Origin of the sequence: Duganella aceris, from assembly GCF_011090165.1 — a bacterium.
Lineage (GTDB): Bacteria > Pseudomonadota > Gammaproteobacteria > Burkholderiales > Burkholderiaceae_D > Rugamonas > Rugamonas aceris.
Genome location: NZ_JAADJT010000006.1, coordinates 374561 through 396363 on the forward strand (window position 1 = coordinate 374561; position 21803 = coordinate 396363).

21 protein-coding genes are annotated in these 21803 nt (G+C 65.3%); 15 read left to right on the top strand and 6 right to left on the bottom strand.

What is annotated here, in order from left to right; genetic code table 11:
- The first annotated feature begins 6 nt into the window (after positions 1–6).
- From cheD to GW587_RS15560, 6 genes are all read left to right on the top strand, one after another.
- The gene (gene cheD / locus GW587_RS15535; RefSeq protein ID WP_166104665.1) at positions 7–606 is read left to right on the top strand and encodes a chemoreceptor glutamine deamidase CheD; all 600 of its coding nucleotides are present in this window, start codon (positions 7–9) and stop codon (positions 604–606) included.
- 28 nt (positions 607–634) lie between these two features.
- Positions 635–1705, top strand: coding sequence for a protein-glutamate methylesterase/protein-glutamine glutaminase (locus tag GW587_RS15540; protein ID WP_166104668.1), 1071 nt, complete (start codon positions 635–637; stop codon positions 1703–1705).
- Positions 1706–1829: 124 nt separating this feature from the next.
- Complete coding sequence (cheY, locus tag GW587_RS15545) at positions 1830–2219, top strand: chemotaxis response regulator CheY (protein WP_008450066.1); 390 nt, start codon at positions 1830–1832, stop codon at positions 2217–2219.
- Positions 2220–2221: 2 nt separating this feature from the next.
- Positions 2222–2872, top strand: a complete 651-nt coding sequence (gene cheZ, locus GW587_RS15550; RefSeq protein WP_371875600.1) for a protein phosphatase CheZ — start codon at positions 2222–2224, stop codon at positions 2870–2872.
- Positions 2873–2898: 26 nt separating this feature from the next.
- Positions 2899–4116 carry an EAL and HDOD domain-containing protein gene (locus GW587_RS15555; protein ID WP_166104673.1) on the top strand — a complete coding sequence of 406 codons (1218 nt, stop codon included), beginning with the start codon at positions 2899–2901 and terminating at the stop codon, positions 4114–4116.
- A gap of 63 nt (positions 4117–4179) precedes the next feature.
- On the top strand, positions 4180–4701 hold the full coding sequence (locus tag GW587_RS15560; protein ID WP_166104675.1) for a CCDC90 family protein: 522 nt from the start codon (positions 4180–4182) through the stop codon (positions 4699–4701).
- Here GW587_RS15560 and panC read toward each other — a convergent pair.
- The 3 genes from panC to GW587_RS15575 are packed head-to-tail and all read right to left on the bottom strand — an operon-like array spanning position 4698 to position 6782.
- A complete protein-coding gene (panC, locus tag GW587_RS15565) occupies positions 4698–5537 on the bottom strand; it encodes a pantoate--beta-alanine ligase (protein ID WP_166104678.1) in 840 nt (279 codons plus the stop codon). The genes GW587_RS15560 and panC overlap by 4 nt on opposite strands.
- Positions 5538–5591: 54 nt before the next feature.
- Positions 5592–6539 carry a segregation and condensation protein A gene (locus GW587_RS15570; protein WP_371875601.1) on the bottom strand — a complete coding sequence of 316 codons (948 nt, stop codon included), beginning with the start codon at positions 6537–6539 and terminating at the stop codon, positions 5592–5594.
- A gap of 33 nt (positions 6540–6572) precedes the next feature.
- Entirely contained in the window at positions 6573–6782 is a 210-nt protein-coding gene (locus GW587_RS15575; RefSeq protein WP_166104680.1) for a DUF3460 family protein, read from the bottom strand.
- A 146-nt stretch (positions 6783–6928) separates the two neighbouring features.
- Between GW587_RS15575 and GW587_RS15580 the strand changes: the two genes are divergently transcribed.
- From GW587_RS15580 to GW587_RS15590, 3 genes are all read left to right on the top strand, one after another.
- The gene (locus tag GW587_RS15580; protein WP_166104683.1) at positions 6929–7831 is read left to right on the top strand and encodes a DMT family transporter; all 903 of its coding nucleotides are present in this window, start codon (positions 6929–6931) and stop codon (positions 7829–7831) included.
- Between the two features lie 177 nt (positions 7832–8008).
- Positions 8009–9493 (top strand): hypothetical protein, encoded by a 1485-nt coding sequence (locus tag GW587_RS15585; protein ID WP_166104686.1) that lies wholly within the window; start codon positions 8009–8011, stop codon positions 9491–9493.
- Between the two features lie 33 nt (positions 9494–9526).
- Entirely contained in the window at positions 9527–9748 is a 222-nt protein-coding gene (locus GW587_RS15590; protein WP_166104689.1) for a hypothetical protein, read from the top strand.
- Here the strand turns inward: GW587_RS15590 and GW587_RS15595 are convergent.
- Positions 9745–10650: a LysR family transcriptional regulator gene (locus tag GW587_RS15595; protein WP_166104693.1), complete on the bottom strand. Its 906-nt coding sequence runs from the start codon at positions 10648–10650 to the stop codon at positions 9745–9747. The genes GW587_RS15590 and GW587_RS15595 overlap by 4 nt on opposite strands.
- Positions 10651–10754: 104 nt before the next feature.
- On the opposite strand from GW587_RS15595, the gene GW587_RS15600 reads away from it, so the two are divergent.
- The gene (locus tag GW587_RS15600) at positions 10755–11378 is read left to right on the top strand and encodes a glutathione S-transferase family protein (protein WP_166104696.1); all 624 of its coding nucleotides are present in this window, start codon (positions 10755–10757) and stop codon (positions 11376–11378) included.
- 3 nt (positions 11379–11381) lie between these two features.
- On the top strand, positions 11382–13631 hold the full coding sequence (locus GW587_RS31325) for a 2Fe-2S iron-sulfur cluster-binding protein (RefSeq protein WP_166104699.1): 2250 nt from the start codon (positions 11382–11384) through the stop codon (positions 13629–13631).
- On the opposite strand, the gene GW587_RS15610 is transcribed toward GW587_RS31325, so the two are convergent.
- Complete coding sequence (locus tag GW587_RS15610) at positions 13615–14550, bottom strand: LysR family transcriptional regulator (RefSeq protein ID WP_166104702.1); 936 nt, start codon at positions 14548–14550, stop codon at positions 13615–13617. The two genes, GW587_RS31325 and GW587_RS15610, sit on opposite strands and share 17 nt — an antisense overlap.
- Positions 14551–14668: 118 nt before the next feature.
- Here GW587_RS15610 and GW587_RS15615 point away from each other — a divergent pair, with 118 nt between their 5' ends.
- The 4 genes from GW587_RS15615 to GW587_RS15630 all read left to right on the top strand — a co-directional run bounded on the left by GW587_RS15615 (position 14669) and on the right by GW587_RS15630 (position 21610).
- On the top strand, positions 14669–15484 hold the full coding sequence (locus GW587_RS15615; RefSeq protein WP_267878097.1) for a putative hydro-lyase: 816 nt from the start codon (positions 14669–14671) through the stop codon (positions 15482–15484).
- A gap of 82 nt (positions 15485–15566) precedes the next feature.
- Complete coding sequence (locus GW587_RS15620; protein ID WP_166104708.1) at positions 15567–16841, top strand: MFS transporter; 1275 nt, start codon at positions 15567–15569, stop codon at positions 16839–16841.
- A gap of 16 nt (positions 16842–16857) precedes the next feature.
- A complete protein-coding gene (locus tag GW587_RS15625; protein WP_166104710.1) occupies positions 16858–20466 on the top strand; it encodes a hydantoinase B/oxoprolinase family protein in 3609 nt (1202 codons plus the stop codon).
- 76 nt (positions 20467–20542) lie between these two features.
- Positions 20543–21610, top strand: a complete 1068-nt coding sequence (locus GW587_RS15630) for a porin (protein ID WP_166104713.1) — start codon at positions 20543–20545, stop codon at positions 21608–21610.
- Here the strand turns inward: GW587_RS15630 and GW587_RS15635 are convergent.
- Positions 21607–21765 (bottom strand): hypothetical protein, encoded by a 159-nt coding sequence (locus tag GW587_RS15635; RefSeq protein WP_166104715.1) that lies wholly within the window; start codon positions 21763–21765, stop codon positions 21607–21609. The two genes, GW587_RS15630 and GW587_RS15635, sit on opposite strands and share 4 nt — an antisense overlap.
- Positions 21766–21803 lie beyond the last annotated feature (38 nt).

Genomic DNA, 21803 nt, shown 5'->3' on the forward strand with positions numbered 1-21803 from the left:
TAAGCCATGGACCTCGAACAATTTGCCACGAACGTTTATTACGATAGAACGTTCGACTGCGAAGCCGCCAAGATACTGCCCGGCGAGTACTACTTCACCAACAAGGACATGTTGATCGTGACCGTGCTCGGCTCCTGCGTCTCGGCGTGCATCCGCGACCGCGTCACCGGCCTCGGCGGCATGAACCACTTCATGCTGCCGGACGGCGGCGGCGACAACGGCAGCCCGGTGTCGGCCTCGGCGCGCTACGGCACCTACGCCATGGAAATCCTGATCAACGATCTGCTCAAGGCCGGCGCCCGCCGGGAAAACCTGGAAGCGAAAGTGTTCGGCGGCGGCGCCGTGCTCAAGGGCTTCACCGCGATCAACGTCGGCGAGCGCAACGCCGCCTTCGTGCTGAACTTCCTCAAGGTCGAAAAGATCCGGGTGGTGGCCGAAGACCTGAACGACATCCACCCGCGCAAGGTGTATTTCTTCCCGCGCACCGGCAAGGTGCTGGTCAAGAAGCTGATGCAAACCCATAACGACACGCTGGTCAAGCGTGAAACCGAGTATGCCAGCCGCCTCAAAGTGGCGCCGGTGGGTGGCGAGATCGATTTGTTTTGACAGGGCATAGCCCGGAAAGTAGCGTTTTATGAAGATCAAAGTCCTGGTCTGCGACGACTCCGCGTTGATCCGCAGCGTGATGAGCGAGATCATCAACTCCCAGCCCGACATGGAAGTGGTCGGCGCCGCGCCCGATCCGCTGGTCGCCCGTGAGTTGATCAAACAAACCAACCCCGACGTGCTGACGCTGGACGTCGAGATGCCGAAGATGGACGGCCTCGACTTCCTGGAAAAACTGATGCGGCTGCGACCGATGCCGGTGGTGATGGTGTCCTCGCTGACCGAGCGCGGCTCCGAGATCACCATGCGCGCGCTGGAGCTGGGCGCGGTCGACTTCGTCACCAAGCCGAAGATCTCGATCCAGGCCGGCATGCGCGAATACACCGAACTGATCACCGACAAGATCCGCGCCGCCTCCAAGGCGCGGGTGCGCGCCCGCACGCTGCCGCAGCCGGGTGCCGACGGCCACGCGCCATTGCCGCAGCTGCGCAATCCGCTGACCTCGTCGGAAAAGCTGATCATCATCGGCGCCTCCACCGGCGGCACCGAGGCGATCCGAGAATTCCTGATGCAGATGCCGTCCGACTGTCCCGGCATCCTGATCACCCAGCACATGCCGGAAGGGTTCACACGCTCGTTCGCCAAGCGGCTCGACTCGCTGTGCAAGATCTCGGTGCAGGAGGCGGCCGGCAACGAACGCGTGCTGCCGGGCCACGCCTACATCGCCCCCGGCCACTCGCACCTGTACCTGACCCGCAGCGGCGCCAACTACATGACCAAGATCGACCAGGCCGAGCCGGTCAACCGCCACCGGCCGTCGGTCGACGTGCTGTTCCGTTCGGCCGCGCAGGCGGCCGGCAAGAACGCGGTCGGCGTGATCCTGACCGGCATGGGCAAGGACGGCGCGGCCGGCATGCTGGAGATGAAGAACGCCGGGGCGTATAATTTCGCCCAGGACGAAGCCAGCTGCGTGGTGTTCGGCATGCCGCGCGAAGCGATCGCGGTGGGCGCGGCGCACGAGGTCGGTGCTTTGCAGGCGCTGCCCGGCATGGTGCTCGGCCATCTGGCGCAGCACGGCATGCGCGCCTTGCGCGTATAAATTCGCCAAGTGTGACGTTTTACTGCGACTTTGTTCGCCTTAGAGCAACGAAAATGCTATCCTACAACTTGCTGGCAAATGTAGGCACTATTAACAACCGCGTAGAGAAACAACGGAGTAATTCATGGCTGATCCAAAGATGAAATTTTTAGTTGTTGACGATTTTTCGACGATGCGCCGCATCGTCCGGAATCTGTTAAAAGAACTGGGTTATGCCAATGTCGATGAGGCGGAAGACGGTGTGATGGCGCTGGCGAAACTGCGCGCGGAATCGTTCGACTTCGTGGTGTCCGACTGGAACATGCCGAACATGGACGGCTTGACGATGTTGCAAAACATTCGCGCCGATCCGGCCCTGGCCAAGCTGCCGGTGCTGATGGTGACCGCCGAAGCCAAGAAAGAAAACATCATCGCCGCGGCCCAGGCCGGCGCGAATGGTTATGTGGTCAAGCCGTTCACGGCCGCCACGCTGGATGAAAAACTCAACAAGATCTTCGAAAAACTCGGAGCTTGATGATGTCTGAGCAACACAGCACCGCCGCCGCGAACGCGGCGGTGGAGCCGAACGAGGAGTTTTTGTCGCGTATCGGTCACATGACCCGGGCCCTACATGACAGCTTGCGCGGTCTGGGCCTGGACAAATTGATAGAAAAAGCCGCGTCGGACATTCCCGACGCGCGCGACCGGCTCGATTATGTGGCGCGTCTGAGCGAAGACGCGGCGCAGAAAGTCTTGAACGCCACCGATGCCGCCGGTCCGCTGCAGGACCGCATCGCCGGCGACGCCAGGCAACTGAGCGCCGGCTGGCAGGCGCTGCTGGCGTCCGGCGCCGGCGCCGATCCGGCGTGGCAAGCGCTGGCGCGCCAGACCGTGGCCGCGCTGGACGGCGCCACCGCCGACACCGGCGCCACCAAGGCGCATCTGATGGACATCATGATGGCGCAGGATTTCCAGGACTTGACCGGGCAGGTGATCAAAAAGGTCACCTCGATCGCGCAAAACCTGGAACAGCAGCTGGTACAGATGCTGATCGACTTCGCGCCGGAACAGATGAAGAAGGAAATCGACAACGGCTTGCTGAACGGACCGCAAATCGATCCAAGCCGCGAGAACGTGGTGGCTGACCAGGGTCAGGTGGACGATCTGCTGGACAGCCTGGGCTTCTGATCTTTTGTATCTCCTTGCGATAAGCCATGCATCAAACCAATTTTCTCGTCCGTGAGCCGTTGCTGGACGCCCAGCAGCGGGTGGTCGGCTACGAACTCTGCTGGCAACAGCCCAGCGTGTCGGCGCCGGCCGCGTCCAGCGCCGACGCGCTGGAATCGCTGATCGGCTTCGTCGCCGAGCAAGTGGTCGACGACGACGACGGCTGGCGGCTGCGCGACAAAACCCTGTTCCTTGAAGCGGTCCCGGCCATGCTGTCGACCGACGCGCTGTATCGGCTGCCGCCGGAACGCACGGTGCTGTCGATCAAGGCGGCCGAGCTGGCCAATCCCGACACCTTGTCGGCGGTGCAGGGGCTGCGCGCCGGCGGCGTCGGCATCTTGCTGCGCGACGCCGACCTGGCGCGCATCGGCACCCGTCTGCCGAGCATCGCCTCGTATGTGGAAGTCCGTTTTTCCGGCGCCGACGTCGGCGCGCAGGCGCGCACCTATGCCGCGCTGAAGCAATCGACGGTCGGCATGGTGGCGCGGCCGGTCAGCAACTGGGCCGACTTCGACGCCTGCGCCGCGCTGGGCCTGAACGCCTTCGTCGGCAAGCTGCACCTGACGCCGCGTCCGAGCCGCGACACCAAGGGCTTGAACCCGGCGCAAACCATCATCATGCAGCTGATGCAGATGGTGCGGCAGAACGCCGACCTGCCACAGCTGGAAGCGGTGCTGAAGCGCGACGCCACGCTGTCGTACAAGCTGCTGCGCTTCATCAACTCGGCCGGTTTCGGCGCCGGGCGCGAGATCCAGTCGCTGAAGCAGGCGCTGACGCTGCTCGGCTACACGCCGCTGTACCGCTGGCTGACCTTGCTGCTGGCCACGGCCAGCACCTCCGGTTACTCGCCGGTGCTGCTGGAGACGGCGGTGGTGCGCGGCCGCCTGGCCGAACTGCTCGGGCAGGGCGCGATGGGCAAGAGCGAGGCGGAGAACATCTTCGTCGCCGGCATGTTCTCGCTGCTGGACCGCTTGCTGGGCATTTCGATGGAGGAAGTGCTGGCCAACGTGCAACTGACCGACGACGTGGTCGCGGCGCTGCTGACGCGCAGCGGCAAGTACGGCCCGTACCTGGCGCTGGCCGAGGCCTGCGAACTGAATTCCGACCTGGTGGCCTCGCTGGCCGCGACCCTGAAGCTGAGCCCGCTGGACGTCAACAAAGCCCACCTCTCCGCCCTGGCCTGGGCCCAAAACGTCGCCGCTTGAGCCGCCGCAAGCGGCACCTGTGCACCTGTTGACATGCCCTGTTGCGAGGCAGAAGATAGGCGCATGAACGCCAATTCCGACAAAGACTATATCGACGCCAAGGTCGAGACCATGTACACGCTGCTGGATGAGCGGCTAGGTTCGTTTCAGGCGACGATGGACGGTCGTTTTGCCGAGATGCGCGCTTACACGGACGGTCGTTTTGCCGAGATGCGTGCTTACATGGATGGCCGTTTTGCAGAAATGCGTGCTTACATGGATGGACGGTTTGCGGCGATGGATGCGAAAATTGATCGAGTGGTTGCCGAATTGCGCGCCGAAATGGCGCAAAACACCGCACAGATCATTAAATGGATGATAGGCATCTGGATCGCCAGCAGCGTACTGTTCATTACCGTGATGACTTTTATGGTGAACAATGTCGCCGCAGAGGCTCGCGCCGGTGTCGCCGCGATCGCAGCCGAAGTGCGTGCCTCCAAGGCGATAGCGCCGGCGGCTCAGCCGCCCATCATCATCCAGTTACCGCCGCAGGGCTGGACGCAGCAGCCGGCCTCGCCGGCGGCGTCCACGCAGCCCAAGCCTTAAATTTCCAGATTGTCGATCAAGCGGGTCGAGCCCAGCTTGGCGGCGGCCAGCACCACCAGCGGCGCGCCCTGCGCCAGGTCGCCGGCGCTCGGCGGTTGCAGGTCGGAGCGCTTGCGGATCGACACATAGTCCGGTTTCCATCCGCGCTTGGCCAGATCCTCCATCGCCTTATGCTCGACCTGGAAAATATCCAGATGGCCGGCGCGCATTTCATTGGCCACATAGTTCAGACTCTGGAACAACGCCGGCGCCTCGGCCCGCTCCGCTTCCGACAAATACATATTGCGCGACGACAGCGCCAGGCCATCCTCGGCGCGATACGTCTCGGCGCCGATGATCTCGGTCGGCAGCGCGAACTGGCGGCTCATATTGCGCACCATCATCAGCTGCTGGTAATCCTTCTTGCCGAACACCGCCACCTTCGGCTGCACGCACGAGAACAGCTTCAGCACGATGGTGGTCACGCCGGTGAAGAAGCCCGGGCGGAACTCGCCCTCCAGCGTGTTGCCCAGGTCCGAGGGCGGATTGACGCGGAACTCCTGCGGCTCCGGATACAGATCCTTCTCGGTTGGCGCGAACAGCACATACACGCCTTCCTTCTCCAGCTTCTCGACGTCGGCCTGGAAGGTGCGCGGATATTTGTCGAAATCCTCGTTTGGCCCGAATTGCAGGCGGTTGACGAAGATCGACGCGACCACCGGGTCGCCATGCTTGCGCGCCAGCCGCATCAGCGACAGATGGCCCTCGTGCAGATTGCCCATGGTCGGGACGAAGGCGGTGCGCAGTTGGCCGCTGAGTTGGTCGCGCAGTTCTTCAATGGTGGTGATGATTTTCATAACGTAGGTTCGCGATGAGCGTAAAGGGAAGTCGGAAGTGCGGCGGCATGCCGGTCAGGCCGGCGAATAGGCCAGCCGCACGTAAATCGGCGCGAACGGCTCGGCCTGGGTAATTTCAATCAGCGTCTCTTTGGCCAGTTCCAGCAGCGCGACGAAGTTCACCACCACCACCGGCACGCCGCCGGCGATGTCGAACAGGTCGGCGAACTCGACGAAGCGGCTCGATTGCAGGCGGCGCAGGATGCCGGTCATGTGCTCGCGCACCGACAGCTCCTCGCGGCTGATCTTGTGGTGCTGGGTCAGCTTGGCGCGTTTTATCACGTCCAGCCAGGCCTGCTGCAGATCGATCGGCTCCACCTCCGGCCAGGTCGGCGCCAGGCTTTGCTCGATGAAGATCTGGGTGCGCACGAAATCGCGGTCCAGCTGCGGAATCGTGTTCAGGTCGTAGGCGGCCAGCTTGATTTGTTCGTATTCCAGCAGCCGGCGCACCAGCTCGGCGCGCGGATCGTCCGACTCGGCGTCCAGTTCGACATGACGCTGCGGCAGCAGCATGCGCGACTTGATCTCGATCAGCATCGCCGCCATCAGCAGATACTCGGCCGCCAGCTCCAGGTTGGACAGGCGGATCTGGTCGACATATTTCAGGTATTGCAGCGTCAGCTGCGCCATCGGGATGTCGAGGATGTTGAAGTTTTGCTTGCGGATCAGGTACAGCAGCAAGTCCAGCGGGCCTTCGAAGGCGTCGAGGAAGATTTCCAGCGCGTCCGGCGGGATGTACAGATCGGTGGGCAGCTTGAGCAGCGGTTCGCCGTACAGGCGGGCGAGGGCGGAGACTTCGGTGGTGACGGCGGCGGCCTCGGCCACCACCGCATCGGGCACCACAGGATCAACCACCACAGGATCGGCCACTACATCGGGCGCCTTCAGCGACGCCGAAGCCGCCGCCTCGGCCGCGTCGTCGGCGGCTACAGGCAGCTGGTCATCCGCCGCGTCGGCGTCCATATCGTGTGGCAACATCCGTGCCGCCCAGAAGATTTAGACTTTGTTCTGGTAAACGTAAGCTTGTTGCTTGATGGCCGATTTGAGCTGACGCTCCTGCTCATCCAGCGACACCGGCGGACGATCCCACAGCAGCGCGCGGCCCGCTTGCTGGCCCGCCTCCATGCCCGGATTCTTTTCCTTCAGCGCCTTGATGAACAGGGTGTGATCGGATTCGTACATCGAGTGTTGTTTAGAAAGTTTCATATTGTCTAAGTAGGTGAATCAGCAGCGTGTATTTTACCGCGCCGCAGCGCTCGGGCGCTAATCCTATCGCGCCGCGCCGGCCGTAACCGGCGGAATCGGTTATGCTCGCTGAAGTAATGTTGCATAGTTATCACGGAAACCGCCGCATGAGCACACGCCTCGCCCCGAAAACCATCTTTTTACTGACCCTGCCGCCGCTGCTGTGGGCCGGCAACGCCATCGTCGGCCGGCTGGTGCACGATCTGTTGCCGCCGGTGCTGCTCAACTTTCTGCGCTGGCTGATCGCCTTTTTCGTCCTGCTGGCGCTGGCCGGACCGGTGTTCCGGCCGCAGGCGGGGTTGTGGCGGCACTGGAAGCGGTATGCGATGCTGGGCCTGCTCGGCATCGGCCTGTACAACGCGCTGCAATACTTGGCGCTGCAAAGTTCGACGCCGATCAACGTCACGCTGGTCGCCTCCGGCATGCCGGTGTGGATGATGCTGACCGGCCGGCTGTTCTTCGCCGTGCGGGTGACGCGGCGCCAAGTGGCTGGCGCCGTGCTGTCGATCGCCGGCGTGCTGGTGGTGCTGGCGCGCGGCGAATGGCGCCACGTGCTGGAATTGCGGCTGGTGGCGGGCGACCTGTTCATGATCCTCGCCACCATCGCCTGGTCGCTGTATAGCTGGATGCTGACGCGGACCCAGGAGCCGGTCGCGCTGCGCGCCGACTGGGCCGGCTTCCTGCTGGCGCAGGTCGGCTTCGGCGTGTTGTGGTCGGGCGGTTTTGCGCTCGGCGAGCAGGCGCTGGGCGCGATCCCGGTGCAATGGAGCTGGACGCTGGCGGCGGCGCTGGCCTACGTCGCGATCGGGCCGGCGGTGATCGCGTTCCGCTGCTGGGGCGCGGGCGTGCAGCAGGCCGGCCCGTCGGTCGGCGCGTTCTTCGTCAACCTGACGCCGCTGTTCACCGCGCTGCTGTCGTCGGCCTTCCTCGGCGAAGCGCCGCACGGCTACCACGCGATCGCCTTTGCGCTGATCGTCGCCGGCATTGTCGTCTCGGCGCGGCGCAGCTAGCCGCCGCCACTGCCGCCGTCGCCACCGTGGCCTCCATCGCGTTGACGCTGGTTAATATGCTCGGGGGCAGGCGGCCATACACTGACACGCTCCGGCGCAATGCGCCTGTTTCCTGGAGCGAAAAACATGCGAGCAAGTGGATTCGTGATTGCGTGCGCCTTAGCTGCGGGTGCGGTCGTGGCGGGCAGCGGCGGCGCGGCCAAGGCGATTAACCCGGCCGACGCGGCCAAGGCGATTAACCCGGCCGACGCGGCGAAGGCGATTAACTCGGCCGACGCGGCGAAGGCGGCGGGCGTGCGGGAGGGCAAAGGCGGGGGCGAGGGCGAGGGCGAGGCCGGGGCGAGCGAAGCCGGCAACGTCGGCGAGCGCGGCCTACGCGACGCGCTCGCGCCCGGCCTGCTCGGCCTCTATCCCAGCGAGCGCTTCAAGCTGGCCACCGGCCGCTGCAAGGACTGCGCCGCGTCGCCGCAAGCACTCTGGTACTTCAACGACGACATGATCGCCGTACCGATGTCCAACGCCACGGCCTACGATCCGCGCTTGCGCGCACAGGACGACCTCAAGGCCTGGCTGGCCGCCAGCAACGGCAAGGCGCGCGACCAGGCACCACCGTTGCTGTGGATCGGCTCGCCGCATGTGGCCGAAGGTCATCTGGAAGCCGGCGGCACGCTGCTCCGCCAAGGCGACACGCCATTCCGCACGGTCACCCTGACGCCGAAGCTGTCCACCAACCGATCCTACGCCAACGACGAAAGCATGGCCTATTTCGCCAACGGCGAGGTCAAGTCCCGAGGCGTGTGGCGCGACGACCGCTTCGTGATGCGCACGCTGTGGCCGAAGCGTTACGCCATCGCCAGCGCCGCAGCGAGCAAGCCCTTGGCCGGCGGCGAGACGATCGAGCAACTGGTGCGCGCCGGTCAGGGTGGCGCCACCGCCGCCTATGCCAGCCGCACCTTGTGGCGCCGCGACGGCGGCAATGATCCGCTGCCACTGGCCGGCAAGCCGGTGCTGGCCTTTATGCTGAATGGCGCCCAGGGCGACGACGATGAATCCTACGGCGGCCACTTCGCCGTCGCCACCGGCCGCTTCGGACCGGCGGGGGAGTGGGACGATTGGCTGGTCAACAATTTCTACAGCCTGGCGTCGATCAGCGAAAAAGGCATCGTCGCCTCCATCCTGCCGATGGACGCTTATATGGGCGACCTGAACAGCGGCCAAGCCTGGTATCGGCCTTCGTACATGCTGGTCGCGGTGTTGAAGGACCAACGGGCGCCGGCGTTGTACCAGGAGGCCATCGGCCGCGTCTTCAACCATTTCTACCGGCAGGATTTCCATTATCGCCACGCCAGCACCAACTGCGCCGGCATCAACGTTGAAACGCTGCGCACGCTGGGCTGGAAGATTCCGCGCGTCGGCGGCGAAAGTCCGCTGAAGGCGGCGGTGGCGCTGCCTTATGTGGCGCTCAAGGAAGTGAGCCTGGCCAGCGGCCAGAGCGCCTATGACTATCTGAAAACCGAGCGCACCGAGCTGATGCCCTTCGTCGCCTTCAACAGCATCGCCGGCGATCTGCTGGAGCGCCTGGCGCGGCAAGGCGGCGAGGGCGGCCTGGAGGCGCAACTGAGCGCCGACCTTGAAGCTTTGCTGTTCGTGCGGATTCCCTAGTTTCCCTCCTCGCGCGCGTTCGGCAGCGACCCGGTGCTGTCGCTGCGTGAATACCAGCAGCGCGCGCCGGCCAATCGGGCCGACTGGAAGATCGTGCCGGTTGAGCCGCGACCATTTCCCGTCGCCCTCAAGGACACGGCGGCGCCAAAGGAGCGCAAGCCGCCATCGGCGACGGCGACCTGGCTCTGGGGCGGATTCGCTGCGTTCGCGCTGTCCGTCCCGCTGCTGCGGCGCCGCCGCAAACGAATCCGCTAACCGCCCGCCGCCACCTTCAGCGCATCGATAAACACCCGCACTTTCTGCGGCATATGCGCCGACGCCGGGAACACCGCGTGGATGTGGCTCTGCTTCAACGACCACGCCGGCGCCAGGCGCACCAGCCGCCCGGCCGCTACATCGTCGCGCACCGAGAACACGGTCGCGCGCAGCACGCCGTCGCCAGCCAGCGCCACCGCGCGGCATACCGGTGCGGTATTGGTGGTGAACACGGTATTGCGCATGTGTACCTCGCGCACGTCGCCCGCCGCGTTTTCCAGCGTGAACACGCCGGGTTGCGCCAATACGGACAGGCCGATGTACGGCAACTGCGGCAGCTCGTCCGGCGCGGCGGGCATGCCGTGCCGTTCGACGAAGGCGGGACTGGCCACCAGCCAGTGTTCCAGCCTGCCGACCCGCGCCGCCATGTGGCCGGAATCGGCCAGCTTGCCCAGCCTGACCGTGACGTCGATGCCTTCGGCGATCAGGTCGTTCAGGTGGTCGCCGCAGATCAGTTCCGCCTTCAGCGCCGGATAGCGAGCGCGCAACTGCGACAACAGCGGCGCCACCACCAGCACGCCGTAATCGATCGGCGCCCCGACGCGCAGCGTGCCTTGCGGCGTATCGCGTCCGGTGCGCGCCTGCTCGACCGCTTGCTCGGCCGATTGCAGCAACTGCCGGCTGGCCTCGTAGAAAGTGCGCCCGGCTTCGGTCAGGCTCAGCTTGCGCGTCGAGCGCAGCAGCAGGCCGACACCGATTTCCGCCTCCAGCAGTTGCATGTGCTTGCTGACCATGGACTTGGCCAGTCCGAGCCGCTCGGCGGCGGCCGTCAGCGAACCGGCTTCCACCACGGCGACGAAGGTGATCAGGCGGTTCAGGTTGATGGTGTTGAGATCGGCCATGGTTGATTGTCCACTTTAAATGAACTGAGATTCCATCATTGTACGGCTTATCGGTACGACACATGCTGCCTATACTGGGCGCATTCACTCAAAAAGGACGCATCATGAAACTCTACGGTTCCCCACTGTCCGGCCACACCCACCGCGTGCAGCTGTTCCTCAGCCTGCTGAACCTGCCGTACGAATTCGTCACCATCGACATGGCCAACCGTCAGAACCGCTCGGCCGAATACCTGGCGATGAACGCCTTCGGCGAAGTGCCGGTGCTGCGCGACGGCGACGTGTTGCTGGCCGATTCGACCGCGATCCTGGTCTACTTGGCCGCCAAGTATGACGACAGCGGCAAGTGGATGCCGCGCGAGCCGCTGGCCGCCGCCACGGTGCAGCGCTGGCTGTCGACCGCTTCCGGCAAGATCGCCTACGGCCCGTGCGCCGCGCGGCTGGTGACGGTGTTCGGCGCGCCGCTGAATCACGACAACGCGATCGGCATCGCGACCCGATTGTTCGATGTGCTGGAGCAGGAACTCGTTGGCCGCCGCTACCTGGTCGGCGAGCAGGCGACCATCGCCGACATCGCGGCGTTCAGCTACATCGAGCATGCGCCGGAAGGCGGCGTGTCGTTGAAGCCTTATCCGAACATCCGCGCCTGGCTGGCCAATGTGCGGGCGTTGCCTGGTTATGTCGCCATGCGCGCCACCAAGGCCGGCGTCGCGCCCGAGGAGGTGTAAGTCATGGACACCGCCATCTCCCCGTTCCACGCCGACGAACTGGCGATCCAGCAGCGTCTCGGCGTGCGCGAGCAGATGGTCGAGGCCAATCCCTATGTGCGCGATCATATGCCGGAGCAGCATCGGCAATTCTATGCGGAGCTGCCGTTCTTCTTCCTCGGCGCGACCGACGCCTCCGGGCAGCCTTGGGCGACCATGCTGGCCGGCGGGGCGGGCTTCATCGCGTCGCCGGATGCGCGCACGCTGGATATCGCCGGCGGTCTGCTGGCGGGCGATCCGCTGGAAGGGCAGTTGCGCGTTGGCGGCTTTGTCGGCGGCTTGGGCTTGGCGCCGACGACGCGCCGGCGCAATCGCGTCAACGGGGTGATCGCTTCGGTGGACGAGGGCGTCACGCGGATCGCGGTGTCGCAGAGCTTTGGCAACTGCCCGCAGTATATCCAGCATCGGCAGCATAGTGCGGCGCCGGATGCGACGTCGCGCAAGGTCAAGGTGGTGCGCGGTACGGCGTTGAGCGCGGCCGATCGTGAGCTGATCGCGCGCGCCGATACGTTTTTTATCGCCAGTGCGAATCTGGATGAGGATGTCGGCGTCGGGCGCGGTGTCGACATGTCGCATCGCGGCGGCCGGCCGGGCTTTGTGCGTATCGACGATGACCGCACGCTGACGTCGCCCGAGTTTGTCGGCAACTTCTTCTTCAATACGATGGGCAATCTGTTGCGGCATCCGCGCGCGGGCTTGTTGTTCATCGATTTCGAGCGCGGCGACATGCTGCATGTCGCGGTCGAGGGGGAGATCATTTGGGAGGGCCCGCAGGTCAAGGCTTTTGCGGGCGCGGAGCGGTTGCTGCGGTTTCATATTCGCGAGGTGGTGCGCAATGTCGGCGCGTTGCCGTTCCGCTGGACCGCGCCGCAGCCGGCGGTGCAGAATGCGCGCACCGGGAATTGGGACGAGGCGGATCGGGTGTTGGCCGCTGCCGGCTTGCGCTCGGCTTGGCGGCCTTTCACCGTCAAGGACGTTGTGCAGGAAAGCGATGGTGTGCGCTCGTTTTACCTTGAGCCGGGCGACGGCATGGGCGTCGCGGCGCATCTGCCGGGGCAGTTCATTTCGGTGCGGGCGCCGGCGGGCGCGGGAGCAGGGCCAGCGGGCGCGGGTGGAGGGTCAGCGGAAGCGGAGGCTGGGCCAGCGAGCGCGGGTGGAGGGGCAGCGGGAGCGGGGGCTGGGCCAGCGAGCGCGGGCGGAGGGGCAGCGGGAGCGGAGACTGGGCCAGCGGGCGCGGGCATGGGGCCATCGGGCAGCGGCGCTTTGTCGGCCGCCGGCGGCGACGGCGGGGTGGGCGACGCGGCGCGGCTGCTGGTGCGCAGCTACACGTTGTCCGATGCGCCGGATGGGCGTCGTTATCGCATCAGCGTCAAGCGGGATGGCGCTGTCTCCGGCTGGTTGCACGACCACCTGGTGCCCGGTGCGACGCTTGAACTGATGGGGCCTGGCGGCGACTTCACCTTTGAAGAGGGCACGCAGCGTCCGGTGGTGATGCTGTCGGCCGGCATCGGCATCACGCCGATGATCGCAATGCTGAACGGTTTGCTGGTCAACGGCAGCCGCACGCGGCACAAGCATGCGATCCATTTCATCCACGGCGCGCGCAGTCGCGGCGAGCACGCATTCGACGAGCATCTGCGGGCGATGGCGGCCGGTCATCGCAACCTGAACGTGCATGTGCGCTACAGCGGCGGAGATGTCCCCGACAGCGATATCGTCAACTGGCAAGCGAGCGCCGGCCGCATCGACATGGATTTGCTGAAGGCCTTGCTGCCGTTCGACGACTACGATTTCTATCTGTGCGGCCCGGCCGAGTTCATGCAGCAGATGTACGACGGACTGCGCAAGCTTAACGTGGCCGATGCGCGGATTCGCTTCGAAGCCTTCGGGCCGGCCAGTGTGCGTCGCAGCGTCAAGGCTGCGGCCGCAACGGCGGAGCAGGGGCCGGCCACCGCCGTCGCCGTGCGCTTCGCAGCGTCGGGCGTCTCCGCCACCTGGAATGGCGAGAGCAGCCTGCTGGCGCTGGCCGAAGCCAACGGCGTGTCCGCGCCGTCGGGCTGCCGCTCGGGCATGTGCGGCGCCTGCGCCGTCGGACTGGAAGCGGGCGCGGTGCGCTACACCCGCGAATGCGCCGCGCAGCCGGAAGCGGGCCAAGTGTTGATGTGCTCCGCCGTGCCGCAAGCCGGCGCCGGCGCGGTCACCCTAGCGATTTGATATAACGCGGATCGACCTGCGCGCAATACCCCGCGCAGGCCTGCCGCGCCGCATTCGCCGCCGCGTGCACCAGCATCTCCGCGTTGGAATGAAAGCACATCGAGACGATGATCGACGGCGGCTCCGGCTGCACCGGCAGCTCGATGAACTCACCATTCTCCAGCGAGCTGACGACGAACAGGCTCGGAATCGCCGCCACGCCATAACCATCCTTCACCAGCTGCACGATCGCCGCCACCGACGGCGAACAGGTGATGCGCGTCTGTTCCAGCGGGATCATCGCCAGGTTGGCCATCTTGCTGACGATCTCCTCCAGCATGCGCTGCGGCGCCGTGCCGCGCCCGAAGGTCAGGATCGGCAACTGCAACAGGCGCTGGTTCAGCCCCTCCTTGCGCGTATCGACCAGGCCGCGCCGCGCGATCCAATGCAGCGGATACACCGCCAGCGCCTCCGAGACGATATCGCTGCTCTCCACCCCCTCCACCTGAATCACCAGATCCAGCTCGCGCGCGCGCAAACGCCGCTCCAGCACATTGCTCATATCGACCGCCAGATCGACTTCCAGCTCCGGATACAACACATTGAGCTCGCGGATGTACTGCGCCAGCCAACTGTGCACCACCGATTCGATCACTCCGAGCCGCAGCCTGCCACGGATTGCACTATCTTTGTGCGCCGCCGCCTGCAGCCGCCGGGTCGCGTCGACCACCGCTTTCGCGTGCCCGAGCAGGTACTCCGCGTTGGCCGTCAGGCGGAAATCCTTGCTGCTACGATCGATCAATTCCGTCTGCAATTCCTCTTCCAAGGTCTTGATACGTAAGGAGATCGCGGCCGGCGTGGCGTGCAGCGCGCGGGCCGTGGCACGGAAGCTGCGTAGCTGCGCCAGGGTGACTAAGGTTTCGAGGAAGCGAGTATTCATGAGTCAAGAATACCTTAACCTCATGCACCGGTATAGCGCACAGTGGTAAGAAAAACTAAACAACAACAGCAAAAATAACTAGATGGCATGGTGGGTTATTCAAGTTTATTCTTAACTCATGCAGTTTTTTCATCATTATCGAGACAGCGAGAGACAGAAGATGACCCCACTCCAACTCAGGCACCAGGTTCGCAGCGGCGAATTCCGGTTGCCGACGGCAGGCTACTGTGGTGGCTACGCGCAGGCCAACCTGGTGATCCTGCCGCAGGCGCACGCCGACCAGTTCCTGCTGTTCTGCCAGCGCAACCAGCGCGCCTGTCCCTTGCTGGCGGTCGGCGAGCCCGGACAATGGAACGTGTCCCGCCTCGGCGAGGACATGGACCTGCGCAGCGACACGCCAGGCTACAACGTCTATCGCGGCGGCGAGCTGGCGTCGCAGACCCACGCGCTGCACGATCTGTGGCGCGACGACCTGGTGGTGTTCGCCATCGGCTGTTCGTTCTCGTTCGAGCAGATGCTGATGGACGCCGGCATCAAGCTGCGCCACATCGAGCAGCGCCGCAACGTCGCCATGTACCGCACCAATATCCGCAACCAGGGCGCCGGCCCGTTCGGCGGCGAGATGGTGGTGTCGATGCGGCCGATGAAGGCGGCCGACGCCATCCGCGCGATCCAGATCACCAGCCGCTTCCCGGCGGTGCACGGCGCGCCGGTGCACCTCGGCGATCCCGCGCTGATCGGCATCGCCGACATCGCCCATCCCGAATACGGCGATCCGGTCGAGATCATGCCGGACGAAATCCCAGTGTTCTGGGCCTGCGGCGTCACACCGCAGGAAGCCATACGCCACGCGCGCCTGCCGCTGGTGATCACCCACCAGCCGGGCTACATGCTGGTGACGGACATACGCAACGCCTCGTTAGCCGCATTCTGATTTAAAACCAAGGCAGCACCCGCAGCGGACCCGCACAGCGCGCCCGCCGGGGAAGCGCTGCGCCAAAAAAAGGGAGAGCACGATGAACACCAAAGCACTAGGCACCACCCAGCAGGAGGGATTTTTCTCCTGGTTCCACGCCTTGACCGGCAAGGAGCGCCGCACCTTCTGGAGCTGCAAGATCGGCTACGCGCTGGACGCGATGGACACCCAGTTCCTCAGCTTCGTCATTCCGACGCTGATCGCCGCCTGGGGCCTGTCGAAAGGCGACGCCGGCTTGATCGGCACTGTCACGTTGCTGACCTCCGCCGCCGGCGGCTGGATCGCCGGCATCCTGTCGGACCGCATCGGCCGCGTCAAGACGCTGCAACTGACCATCCTGTGGTTCGCCTTCTTCACCGTGTTGTGCGGCTTCGCGCAGAGTTTCCAGCAGCTGTTGTGGGCGCGCGGCCTGATGGGCTTCGGCATGGGCGGCGAGTGGACCGCCGGCGCGATCCTGATCGGTGAAGTGATTCGCGCCAGGGATCGCGGCAAGGCGGTCGGCATGGTGCAGGCGGGATGGGCGATCGGCTGGGGCGTGTCGGCGCTGCTGTACGCGCTGATGTTCTCGCTGCTGCCGCCGGAATGGGCGTGGCGCTCGCTGTTCCTGCTGGGGATCCTGCCGGCGCTGTTCGTGATCTTCATCCGCCGCTTCGTCGACGAGCCGGAAGTGTTCGTCGCCCAGCAGCAGAAAATCGCGGCCACCGAGGAACGCGCATCGTTCACCCAGATCTTCGCGCCGAAGATGCTCAGCACCACGCTGCGCGCCGTGCTGCTGACCACCGGTGCACAGGGCGGCTACTACGCCATCACCACCTGGCTGCCGACCTTCCTCAAGACCGAGCGTCATCTGACGGTACTGGGCACCGGCGGCTACCTGGCGATGGTTATCGTCGGCTCCTACGTCGGCTACATCGTCAGCGCCTTCCTGACCGACTACCTGGGCCGCAAGAAGAACTTCATCCTGTTCGCCACCGGCTCGATGTGCATCGCCCTGGCCTACACCCGCTTGCCGGTGACGGACGGCGTGATGCTGTTCCTCGGCTTCCCGCTGGGCTTCTGCGTGTCCGGCGTGTTCAGCGGCATGGGCGCCTTCCTGACCGAGTTGTTCCCGACTTCGATACGCGGCTCCGGCCAGGGCTTCAGCTACAACATGGGCCGCGCCATCGGTTCGCTGTTCCCGCTGATGATCGGCATGAGCAGCCAGTCGATGGCGCTGGGCGAGGCGATCGGCGTGTTCGCCGGCACCGCCTACGGTGTGATGATCCTCGCCGCATTGACCCTGCCTGAAACGGCCGGTAAGAAACTTGAATCCTGATCTCAAAGGCACCACCATGAAAAACGACATCCCCGCTCAACAACTTCGCTGGCAGTTCTGGGTCGACCGAGGCGGCACCTTCACCGACATCGTCGCGCGCCGTCCCGACGGCAAACTGGTGACGCACAAGCTGCTGTCGGAATACCCGGAGCGCTACGACGACGCGGTCACGCAAGGCATGCGCGACATGCTGGGTCTGAAGGCCGGCGATCCGCTGCCGGCCGATCAGATCGAAGTGATCAAGATGGGCACCACCGTCGCCACCAACGCGCTGTTGGAGCGCAAGGGCGCGCGCACCGCGCTGGCGATCACGCGCGGCTTCGCCGACCAGCTGCGCATCGGCTACCAGGACCGGCCAGACATCTTCGCCATGCGCATCGATCTGCCGGACCTGATCTACGAGGAAGTGATCGAGATCGATGAGCGCATCGGCGCGCACGGCGAGGTGCTCGAAGCCCCGGACGACGCGCTGCTGCGGCGCCAGTTCGCCGGCCTGCGCGACAAGGGCATCGCCGCGATCGCGATCGTGCTGATGCACGCCTATCGCTATCCGCAGCACGAGCAGCGGCTCCGGGCGCTGGCCGAGGAGGCGGGCTTCACGCAGATTTCGGTTAGCCACCAGGTCAGTCCGTTGATGAAGATCGTCGGCCGTGGCGACACCACCGTGGTCGATGCCTATCTGTCGCCGGTGCTGCGCGATTACGTCTCACGGGTCTCGGCCGACACGGGCGACGTGCGCATCATGTTCATGCAGTCCAACGGCGGCCTGACGGACGCCGGCCGCTTCCAGGGCAAGGACGCGATCCTGTCCGGCCCCGCCGGCGGCATCGTCGGCGCGGTCAAGAGCTGCGAGGCGATCGGCCTGAAACAGGTGATCGGCTTCGACATGGGCGGCACCTCGACCGACGTCGCGCACTACGACGGCGCCTATGAGCGAGTGTTTGAAACCGTGGTGGCCGGCGTGCGCGTGCGGGCGCCGATGATGCACATCCATACCGTGGCGGCGGGCGGCGGCTCCATTTGCAGCTTCGAGAACGGCCGCTTCAAGGTCGGGCCGGAATCGGCCGGCGCCAATCCTGGCCCGGCCAGCTATCGCAAGGGCGGTCCGCTCACCGTCACCGACTGTAACGTCATGTTGGGACGGATCCAACCGGAGCACTTCCCGCGCGTGTTCGGTCCCAACGGCGATCTGCCGCTGGATCGTGATGTGGTGGTGCGCGCCTTCGGCGAGCTGGCAGACAAGATCGCCGGCGAGACCGGCACCCGCTTGTCGCCATCCGCCGTGGCCGACGGCTTCCTGGCGGTGGCGGTCGACAATATGGCGCAGGCGATCAAATCGATCTCGGTGGAGCGCGGCTATGACGTCAGCCGCTACGCGATGTGCTGCTTCGGCGGCGCGGGTGGGCAGCACGCCTGCCGTGTGGCGGATGTGCTGGGCATGACCAAGATCGTGATCCATCCGTTCGCCGGTGTGCTATCGGCGTTCGGCATGGGTCTGGCCGATATCCGCGCCATGCGTGAAGGCGCGGTAGAGCAGCCGCTGAGCGCAGCTGCGCTGGACGCGCTGCAACCGCAACTGGCGGCGCTGGCGCGCGATGCCGGCGACGATCTGCTGGCGCAGCAGGTGGCGGCGGACGATATCCGTATCGAGTTGTGCGCGCGCCTGAAGTACCAGGACAGCGACTCGGCGTTCGTGATTCCGCTCGGCGACGTGGCCGGTATGTCGGCGGCGTTTGCCGCGCTGTATCGGGGCCGTTTTGGCTTTGTGATGGAAGGTCAACCGCTGGTGATCGAATCTGTATCGGCGGAGGCGGTCGGCGCCGGCGACGGCGCCGACTTTGTGATCGAAGTCCCGGCGGGCGGCGGCGACGATGCGCCGGCCCGGGTCTACAGCTATGTCGACGGCCACACGGTGCCGATCGCATTGCATGTGCGCTCCGAACTGCCGGTCGGCAGCCGCGTCGCCGGTCCCGCCCTGATCCGCGAGCAGATCGCCACCACCGTGGTGGACTCCGGTTGGACCGCGCGCGTGTTGCCGGACCACTCGCTGATGCTGGAGCGGACCATGGCCGCAGGCAGCATGCACAAGATGACCACCGCTGTGCATCCCATCCATCTGGAGATCTTCAACAACCTGTTCATGGCCATCGCGCGGCAGATGGGCACGACGCTGGAGAACACCGCCTACTCGGTCAACATGAAGGAGCGTCTCGACTTCTCGTGCGCGATCTTCGACCGCCACGGCAACCTGATCGCCAATGCGCCGCACATCCCGGTGCATCTGGGATCGATGAGCGACAGCGTGTTGTGCGTGATCCGCCAGCATGCGGCGACCATGGCGCCCGGCGACGCCTACGTGCTCAATGTGCCCTACAACGGCGGCACGCACCTGCCGGACATCACGGTGGTATGCCCGGTGTACGGCGGCGGCGCCGAGCCGCTGTTCTATGTCGCCGCGCGTGGCCATCACGGCGACGTGGGCGGCATCACGCCCGGTTCGATGCCGCCGAACAGCACCACCATCGAGGAAGAGGGCGTCCTGCTCGACAACATCAAGATCGTCGACAAGGGCGTGTTCCTGGAGTCGCTGGTGCGCGGGCTGTTCGCCGCCGGGCCCTGGCCGAGCCGTAACATCGATCAGAACATCTCCGACCTGATCGCGCAATTGGGCGCCTGCGAGACCGGCGCCAACGAGCTGCTGAAGGCGGTCGCCACGCACGGCGAGGACGTGGTGCTGGCCTACATGGGTCACGTGCAGGACAACGCCGAGGCGGCGGTGCGCAAGGCCATCGGCGGCCTGCGCGACGCCAGCTTCGCCTACGAGATGGACGACGGCGCCGTCCTCAAGGTCAAGCTGACGATCGATCATGCGAGCCGCAGCGCCACGGTGGACTTCAGCGGCACCAGCGAGCAGCGGCCGACCAACTTCAACGCGCCGCTGTCGGTCTGCAAGGCGGCCGTGCTGTACGTGTTCCGCACGCTGATCGACAGCGACATCCCGATGAACGAGGGCGTGCTCAAGCCGCTCAAGCTGATCATACCGGAAGGCTCGATGCTCAATCCGTGTTATCCGGCGGCGGTCGTCGCGGGCAACGTGGAAGTGTCGCAGTACGTCACCGATGCGCTGTACGGCGCGCTGGGCGTGATGTCAGCCTCGCAGGGGACGATGAACAACTTCACCTTCGGGAACGACGAGCATCAGTACTACGAAACCATCGCCGGCGGTTCCGGCGCCGGTCCCGGCTTCGACGGCACGGCGGCGGTGCAGACGCACATGACCAATTCGCGCATGACCGATCCGGAGGTGCTGGAGTGGCGCTTCCCGGTGCTGGTCGAAACGCATGCGATCCGGCGCGGCAGCGGCGGCGAGGGCACGCAGCGGGGCGGCGACGGGGCGCTGCGGCGCATCCGCTTCCTGGAATCGATGACGGCCAACATCCTGGCCGGCCACCGCCGCATCGCGCCGTTCGGGTTGGAGGGCGCGCAGCCCGGCGCGCTGGGGCGCAACTGGGTCGAGCGCGTGGATGGCTCGGTCGAGCGCTTCGGCGCCACGCACACCGCCGAGATGCATGCCGGCGACGTGTTCGCCATCGAAACGCCGGGCGGCGGCGGCTTCGGATCTTAATACGCAATCAGGCGGGATAGTCAGGGCTCGTTGTCCCGCCGCCTACATCAGAGCCTGCACAACTGGGGATATAAAAATGAACAAGACTATGCTTGCGCTCATGCTGGGCGCCTTGGCAGGGACGGCTGCGGCCCAATCGAACGTGACGGTGTACGGCATCGTCGACATGGCGCTGGTGCGCGAGAGCGGCGGCGTCGCCACGACCACCAAATTGACCAGCGGCGTGGAGGCGGGTTCGCGCCTCGGCTTCAAGGGCTCGGAGGATCTGGGCGGCGGCTTGTCCGCGATCTTCCTGGTGGAGAACGGCTTCCAGTCGGATACCGGCGCGCTGGGGCAGGGTGGCTTGCTGTTCGGCCGTCAGGCGTATGTGGGCTTGCAGAGCAAGAGCGTCGGCACGCTGAGCCTCGGGCGCCAGTACACGCCGCAGTACCTGGCGGTGGCGGCGGTCGATCCGTTCGGTTCCGGCACGGCGGGCGACACCAAGAATCTGATGGCGTCCACCGGCAACAGCGCCAGCCGCATGGACAACGCCGTCAAGTACACTTCGCCGGTGCTGAACGGCTTCAATGCGGAGCTGGTGTACGGGGCGGGCGAGGTGGCGGGCGACAGCACCGCCGGCCGCCAGTTCGGCGGCGCGCTGGCATATGTCAGCGGGCCGCTGCTGGTGCGGCTGGCGCATCACAACCGCAACAACGACACGGCCACGGTCAAGAACACTAGCGCGGCGAAGAATGCGGTGCTGACGGCGCTGTACGATTTTGGTGTCGCCAAGGCGCACTTCGCGTATGGCGTCGACAAGGGCGTCAACAGCGCGCTGCCGCGCAACCTGGCCAACCCGTTCGGCTACGCGGTGGCGCCGACGCCGAGCACCGACAGCGACGTGGTGCTGGTTGGCGTGACGGTGCCGCAGGGCGTCGCGACCTGGATCGCTTCCTACATCCGCAAGAACGACAAGACCGCGTTCAACCAGGATGCGCAGCAGCTGGCGGCGGGTTATCGCTACTACCTGTCCAAGCGTACCGACCTGTACGCGGTGTACGCGTACATCCGCAACAGGAACGGCGCCGGCTACACAGCCGGCAGCGCGATCGAAGGCGGCACCGGCAATCGCGGCCTGAACCTGGGCATTCGCCATATCTTTTAAGGAGCGCTTTCCTCGCCAACGGCGATGGCATCGTGCAGGCCAACGGCGCCAACGTCAGGCTGGTGGGCAAAAGCCTGAAGGAGATGAAAGACGCCGACGGCAATTACCTGATCAAGGACATCCTCGCGCCCCAGCACCGGCACCATCGACGCCAAGCGAACCTACGTGGAGCGGGTGGATGGCGTGATCATCG

What these genes read in the sequence shown, in the direction of transcription:
- GW587_RS15625 (WP_166104710.1), top strand. Translation starts at nt 16,858, where the DNA reads ATGAAAAACGACATCCCCGCTCAACAACTTCGCTGGCAGTTCTGGGTC.
- GW587_RS15595 (WP_166104693.1), bottom strand. Translation starts at nt 10,650, where the DNA reads ATGGCCGATCTCAACACCATCAACCTGAACCGCCTGATCACCTTCGTC.
- panC (WP_166104678.1), bottom strand. Translation starts at nt 5,537, where the DNA reads ATGAAAATCATCACCACCATTGAAGAACTGCGCGACCAACTCAGCGGC.
- GW587_RS15630 (WP_166104713.1), top strand. Translation starts at nt 20,543, where the DNA reads ATGAACAAGACTATGCTTGCGCTCATGCTGGGCGCCTTGGCAGGGACG.
- GW587_RS15580 (WP_166104683.1), top strand. Translation starts at nt 6,929, where the DNA reads ATGAGCACACGCCTCGCCCCGAAAACCATCTTTTTACTGACCCTGCCG.
- GW587_RS15615 (WP_267878097.1), top strand. Translation starts at nt 14,669, where the DNA reads ATGCAGTTTTTTCATCATTATCGAGACAGCGAGAGACAGAAGATGACC.
- cheY (WP_008450066.1), top strand. Translation starts at nt 1,830, where the DNA reads ATGGCTGATCCAAAGATGAAATTTTTAGTTGTTGACGATTTTTCGACG.
- GW587_RS31325 (WP_166104699.1), top strand. Translation starts at nt 11,382, where the DNA reads ATGGACACCGCCATCTCCCCGTTCCACGCCGACGAACTGGCGATCCAG.
- GW587_RS15600 (WP_166104696.1), top strand. Translation starts at nt 10,755, where the DNA reads ATGAAACTCTACGGTTCCCCACTGTCCGGCCACACCCACCGCGTGCAG.
- GW587_RS15540 (WP_166104668.1), top strand. Translation starts at nt 635, where the DNA reads ATGAAGATCAAAGTCCTGGTCTGCGACGACTCCGCGTTGATCCGCAGC.
- cheZ (WP_371875600.1), top strand. Translation starts at nt 2,222, where the DNA reads ATGTCTGAGCAACACAGCACCGCCGCCGCGAACGCGGCGGTGGAGCCG.
- GW587_RS15575 (WP_166104680.1), bottom strand. Translation starts at nt 6,782, where the DNA reads ATGAAACTTTCTAAACAACACTCGATGTACGAATCCGATCACACCCTG.
- cheD (WP_166104665.1), top strand. Translation starts at nt 7, where the DNA reads ATGGACCTCGAACAATTTGCCACGAACGTTTATTACGATAGAACGTTC.
- GW587_RS15555 (WP_166104673.1), top strand. Translation starts at nt 2,899, where the DNA reads ATGCATCAAACCAATTTTCTCGTCCGTGAGCCGTTGCTGGACGCCCAG.
- GW587_RS15560 (WP_166104675.1), top strand. Translation starts at nt 4,180, where the DNA reads ATGAACGCCAATTCCGACAAAGACTATATCGACGCCAAGGTCGAGACC.
- GW587_RS15620 (WP_166104708.1), top strand. Translation starts at nt 15,567, where the DNA reads ATGAACACCAAAGCACTAGGCACCACCCAGCAGGAGGGATTTTTCTCC.
- GW587_RS15610 (WP_166104702.1), bottom strand. Translation starts at nt 14,550, where the DNA reads ATGAATACTCGCTTCCTCGAAACCTTAGTCACCCTGGCGCAGCTACGC.
- GW587_RS15570 (WP_371875601.1), bottom strand. Translation starts at nt 6,539, where the DNA reads ATGGACGCCGACGCGGCGGATGACCAGCTGCCTGTAGCCGCCGACGAC.